Source organism: Streptomyces sp. NPDC004667, from assembly GCF_040609475.1.
Classification (GTDB): Bacteria; Actinomycetota; Actinomycetes; order Streptomycetales; family Streptomycetaceae; genus Streptomyces.
In genome coordinates, this window is sequence record NZ_JBEXKC010000177.1 from 1 (window position 1) to 5,432 (window position 5,432).

The 5,432-nt window shown below is 74.6% G+C and carries 5 protein-coding genes and 1 pseudogene; 5 read left to right on the forward strand and 1 reads right to left on the reverse strand.

Going from position 1 to position 5,432, the window contains the following annotated elements; all coding sequences use genetic code 11:
• Positions 1 to 261: 261 nt before the first annotated feature.
• A complete protein-coding gene (locus ABZW32_RS38555; protein ID WP_356225416.1) occupies positions 262 to 579 on the reverse strand; it encodes an SH3 domain-containing protein in 318 nt (105 codons plus the stop codon).
• A 148-nt stretch (positions 580 to 727) separates the two neighbouring features.
• Here ABZW32_RS38555 and ABZW32_RS38560 point away from each other — a divergent pair, with 148 nt between their 5' ends.
• From ABZW32_RS38560 to ABZW32_RS38580, 5 genes and pseudogenes are all read left to right on the forward strand, one after another.
• Positions 728 to 2,095, forward strand: a complete 1,368-nt coding sequence (locus tag ABZW32_RS38560; RefSeq protein WP_356225418.1) for a DUF2252 domain-containing protein — start codon at positions 728 to 730, stop codon at positions 2,093 to 2,095.
• A gap of 100 nt (positions 2,096 to 2,195) precedes the next feature.
• The gene (locus ABZW32_RS38565) at positions 2,196 to 3,788 is read left to right on the forward strand and encodes a phage tail sheath C-terminal domain-containing protein (RefSeq protein WP_356225420.1); all 1,593 of its coding nucleotides are present in this window, start codon (positions 2,196 to 2,198) and stop codon (positions 3,786 to 3,788) included.
• An 11-nt stretch (positions 3,789 to 3,799) separates the two neighbouring features.
• Complete coding sequence (locus ABZW32_RS38570; RefSeq protein WP_030230030.1) at positions 3,800 to 4,327, forward strand: phage tail protein; 528 nt, start codon at positions 3,800 to 3,802, stop codon at positions 4,325 to 4,327.
• A 3-nt stretch (positions 4,328 to 4,330) separates the two neighbouring features.
• Positions 4,331 to 5,134, forward strand: coding sequence for a hypothetical protein (locus ABZW32_RS38575; protein ID WP_356225422.1), 804 nt, complete (start codon positions 4,331 to 4,333; stop codon positions 5,132 to 5,134).
• A pseudogene (locus ABZW32_RS38580) lies at positions 5,131 to 5,432 on the forward strand (hypothetical protein); the annotation flags it as partial. The gene ABZW32_RS38575 and the pseudogene ABZW32_RS38580, both read left to right, overlap by 4 nt.

Genomic DNA, 5,432 nt, shown 5'->3' on the forward strand with positions numbered 1-5,432 from the left:
CGGTCACGGCCGCGCGGCCCCCGCGGCGCGGCGTTCGCGGGCCGGTACGGAACGTGCGGATCGGCATCGTCGGTCCCCCTCCGTGATCGGGCACCCTGCCCGGCGCAGTATCGGCCGACGGGACTCCCCGCACCAGCCCCACCCGCACCACCCGCCTCCGCCCTGGCCGGAACCCGCCGGTCACCGCCGCCCGGCCGGGCCGGGTGGCCGCCCCGGCGGGCTCAGGGCCGGGCCGGGCCCGGGCTCAGGGGCGGGCCCGGCTCAGCACCAGGGGACACGGGTGTAGTTGTGCACGTAGCGGGCCGAGACCCAGCCCGGCTTGCCGTGCAGCCGGTACCAGATGTCGTTGCCCTCCACCCACGCGCCCTGGATCTGGCAGGAGAGCCGGACCTTCTGCCAGGGGTCGAGGGTGCCGACCACGTGGGAGTGCGTGCTCGCGTGGGCCCTGACCTTGATCCCGGAGGTGCTGACCACGAGCCCCTCGGCCGGCGACGACGTCGCCAGCGCGTTCCCGGCGAAGAGGGCGACGGCGGCGGCCGCCGCCGGACCCGCCCACGCGATCCTCCTGAACATGCGCATCCGCGCCTCCCCATCTCGACGGCCGACGTGCCGCGCACCGAGCGCGGCACCTGCCTCGACCCTGCGCCGCCGTGACCCGTACGTCCGTACGGCGCACCGCACGGTCGCCCGATCGGCGGAGGGCCGGACCCGGTGATATGAGTGGGGGATGGCTCTGTCCGATTCCCCCGACGACCGGACCCGGCACGGCCGCGCGCAGCGCAAGCGGCTGCCGCGCTCGGCGCACGACCGGGTGCCGACGGCCGACGAGCGGCCGGACCCGGTCGCCGTGCTCGCGGCGCAGGGCGCCGGCCGGCTGCCGGAACTGCTGCCCCTGCGGTACGCCCGGATGGCGGCGGGCCCCTTCCCGTTCCTGCGCGGCGCGGCGGCCGTGATGGCCGCCGACCTGGCGACGACTGCGGACAGCGGCCTGCGGGTGCAGCTGTGCGGGGACGCCCACCTGCTGAACTTCGGGCTGTACGCCTCGCCCGAGCGCGCGCTGCTCTTCGATCTGAACGACTTCGACGAGACGCTCCCCGGACCGTTCGAGTGGGACGTCAAACGGCTGGCGGCGAGCGTGGCCGTGGCCGCCCGCGCGAACGGCCACGACGACACGGCCGCGCTGGCCGCCGCCGAGGCGTCCGCCGCCGCCTACCGGCGGAACATGCGCCGCCTCGCCGGGCTCGGGGAACTCGCCGTCTGGTACGAGCGGGTGGACACCGCGCAGGTGCTGCCCCTGGTGCGGCGCCGGCACCGCGAACGGGTCGCGGCCGGCCTGGAGCGCGCCCGCCGCCGGACCAGTCTGCAGGCCCTGGACAAGCTGACGGACGTCGTGGACGGGCGGCCCCGGATCCGCTACGCACCGCCCCTGCTGGAGCCGGTGGACGATCTGGACGACGCGACCGTGCGGAGCGTGTTCTCCGACTACCGGGAGTCCCTGCCCGAGGAGCGGCGCCTGCTGCTGGACCGGTTCGCGGTGGTGGACGTGGCACAGAAGGTGGTGGGCGTCGGCAGTGTCGGAACCCGCTGCTTCGTGGTGCTGCTCGCCGGCCGGGACGCCGGTGATCCGCTGTTCCTCCAGATCAAGGAGGCCGGTCCGTCCGTGCTGGAGCCCCACGCCGGGGCGTCCGCGCACCGGCACGCGGGCCACCGGGTGGTGGCCGGACAGCGGCTGATGCAGGCGGCGGCGGACATCTTCCTCGGCTGGGCCACCGGTCCCGGGGGCCGGCACTTCTACTGGCGCCAGCTGCGCGACATGAAGGGGTCCGCCGACGTCGCCGCCATGGACCCCGTGCTGATGCAGGAGTACGCGGCGCTGTGCGGCCGGACCCTGGCCCGCGCCCACGCCCGGACCGGCGACCGCATCGCGATCGCGGGCTACCTGGGCACCGGGGACATCTTCGACCGGGCCGTCGCCCGCTTCGCGCTGGCCTACGCGGACCTGACCCTCGCCGACCACGCCGCGCTCACGGCCGCCCTGACCGACACCCCCACACCCTCCCACGCCGCCCGCCCGTCCCCGAAGGCCTCGGGATGACCCGCCGGGAGGACGCTCACACGCCGTGACGCCCCGGTGACGCTCCGGTCACGCACGGTCGGCAGACTGCGGGTCAGCCGACAGTGAGAGGGGACCGGCCGTGCCCGTCAGCCCCACCTTCCCGGGTGTGTACATCAACGAGGTCAAGAGCGCCGTGCACACCATCACCGGTGTGCCGACGTCCGTGACCGCCTTCGCCGGGGCGGCCGTGCGCGGCCCGACCGACCGGCCGGTGCACATCACGAGCTTCGCCGACTACCAGCGGCTGTTCGGCGGGGTCGTCCCGCGCAGTCCGCTCGGGTACGCCGTCTACCAGTACTACGCCAACGGCGGGAGCGAGGCGGAGATCGTCCGGCTGGTCCATACCGGGGACGGCGACGACACGAAGAACGCCAAGGCCTCCGTCCTCACCCTCGCGGGTTCGCGCCCGGTCACGCTCCTCGCGCGGGGCGAGGGCCTGTGGGGGGACTCCCTCTACGCGCGGGTCGACCACGACACCAGCGAGACGCCCGCGGCCGGCGCCCCCCGCACCCTGTACAACCTCACGGTCCTCGACAAGGGGACCGGGACGGTCGAGCGCCACCTCAACATCAGCTCCCACCCCGACGACGCCAACTCCCTCGACAAGGCCTTGAGTTCGTCCGCGCTCCTCACCGTACCGGCCACGAACCCGGTCCTCGACGTGGTCCCCGCCGCACACGAGGCGATCACCCCCGCCGACCCCAGCCAGGACCCCTTCGACGAGGCCAAGCCCGCCCGCCACACGAAGGCCGCGGGCGGCGCGGACGGCTCCGCGCCCGGCCTGTCCGACTACCAGGGCGGCACGACCGGGCAGGCCGCGAAAACGGGCCTCTACCAGCTCCTGAAGGCCGACATCTTCAACCTGCTCTGCCTGCCCGGGGCCCCGCAGTCCGCGCTCGCGCCCGCCGCGGCCCTGTGCGCGGACCGGCGCGCGATCCTGATCGTCGATCCACCCGCCTCCTGGACGGGCATCGAGGCCGCCGTCAACGGGATGACCACTCCCCCTGTGACGGGCGACGCGGCGAAGAACGCCGTCGTCTACTTCCCGCCTCTGGTCATTCCCGACCCGGCGGCGGGCGGGGTCCCCACGACGGTCCCGCCGTGCGGCACGGTGGCGGGCGTCATGGCCCGCACCGACGTGCAGCGCGGCGTGTGGAAGGCCCCGGCCGGCACCGACGCCTCCCTCGCCGGGGTGACCGGGCCCGCGCTGGCCATGACCGACCTGGAGAACGGGCGGCTCAACCAGCTCGGGGTGAACTGCCTGCGGTCCTTCCCCGTACTCGGCCCGCTGGTGTGGGGCGCGCGGACGCTGCGCGGCGCCGACCGGCTGGCCGACGAGTGGAAGTACCTGCCGGTGCGGCGGTTGGCACTATTCGTGGAGGAGAGCCTCTACCGCGGCACCCAGTGGGTGGTCTTCGAGCCGAACGACGAACCTCTGTGGGCCTCGATCCGGCTGAACGTGGGCGCGTTCATGAACGGCCTGTTCCGGCAGGGGGCGTTGCAGGGCGCGACGGCCCGGGAGGCCTACCTCGTCAAGTGCGACCGCGAGAACAACCCGCAGAACGACATCGACCGGGGCATCGTCAACATCGTCGTCGGCTTCGCGCCACTCAAACCGGCCGAGTTCGTGATCATCCACATCGAGCAGCTCGCCGGGCAGCTGCAGGTCTGAGGAGCGAGACGATGGCAACCACCGCGCGGGTCGACCCGCTCAAGAACTTCCGTTTCCGGGTCCGTTACAGCGACAGCACCGTGCCGTTCATCGGGGTCCACAAGGTGTCCGGGATGAAGCGGACCGTGGAGGTGGTCAAGCACCGCGACGGCGGCGCCCCCACCAACAGCTCCAAACTGCCGGGGCGGGTGGAGTTCGACCCGATCGTCCTCGAACGCGGGGTCACCGTGAACGCCCTCGAATTCGAGAAGTGGGCGAACAAGACCTGGAGTTACGCCAACGCGGCGGGCGGGCGGGAGACCTCCCTCAAGGACTTCCGGCGCGACCTGGTCATCGACGTCCACGACGAGACCGGCCAGAAGGTGCTCTCCTACCACGTGTTCAACTGCTGGGTGTCGGAGTACCAGCCCTTCTCGGACCTCGACGCGAACGCGAACGCGGTGCTCGTCCAGCACATCCGCCTGGAGAACGAGGGGTGGGTGCGGGACATCGCCCTGCCGCCCGCCGCCGAGGTCTCCTTCGACGACCCGGCGGTGTGAGGAGTGGCCGCACTCACTCGGGAACGGCTCCTGCGCGGCTGGGAGGAGGGTCTGGGGCAGGGGCGGGTGGCGCGCGCGGTGGCGCTCGCCGCCGCCGCGGGCGGGCACTCCTTCGAGGAGGCCTGCGACCTGCCGCTCGGCGCGCGCGACGCGCTGCTCGTGGCGCTGCGGGGCGCGTGCTTCCGAGGCGACGTGCAGGCCCTGGCCGACTGTCCCGCCTGCGGGGAGGAACTCGAAGTGGCCGTGCCGCTCTCGGACCTGCGCCCTCGCGGGGAGGCGGCACGGGGCGAGGTCACCGTCCGGGGGCACCGCGTCCGGTTCCGGGCGCTGACGAGCCGGGACGTGCTGGCGGTGGAGGCGGCCGGCCCGGCGTGCCCCGGGGCGCGGCGGGATCTGGTCACCCGGTGCGTGCTCGCCGTGGACGGGGAAGCGGTGGACGGGGAGGCCGTGGGCGAAGGGGCCGGGGGTGACGGGGCCGTGGGTGACGGGGCCGTGGGTGACGGGGCCGTGGGTGAAAGGGCCATGGGTGTGCCGGTCGACGAGGTGCTCGACGCCGTCGCCGCCGCGCTGCCCTCCGTGGATCCGGGGGCGGACATCCGGCTCGACCTGACCTGCGCCCTCTGCGGGCACGGCTGGGCCGCCCCGTTCGACGTCGCGGCGCACCTCTGGGCCGATGTCGACGCGTGCGCGCGGGGTCTGCTGGCCGACGTACACGCCCTGGCCCGGGCGTACGGGTGGCGCGAGGAGGAGGTCCTCGCGCTCAGTGCGGCGCGGCGCCGGTTCTACCTGGAGGCGGTCGGGGCATGAGCGACTTCGTCGACCGCGTCCTGGGGCTGCCCGATCCGTCGGCGGTCCGGCCCCGGCTCCGCTCGTTCTTCGACCTGCCTCCGGTGCTCGACCCGCCGCCGCCCGGTACGGGGTCCGGGGAAGAGGCGGAGGCCGGAGCCCGCCCGCCGTCGGCCGCGCACCCGACCGCGGCCGCCCGAGCGGCGCGCACGGCGCCGGGTCCGGCCGCCCCCTCGGCGCCCTTCCACGCCCCGGCCCCGTACATTCCCGCCGCGCCCGTGACCGGCGCCCGCGGCCGGGGCGGCCCCCTCGGCCCCGG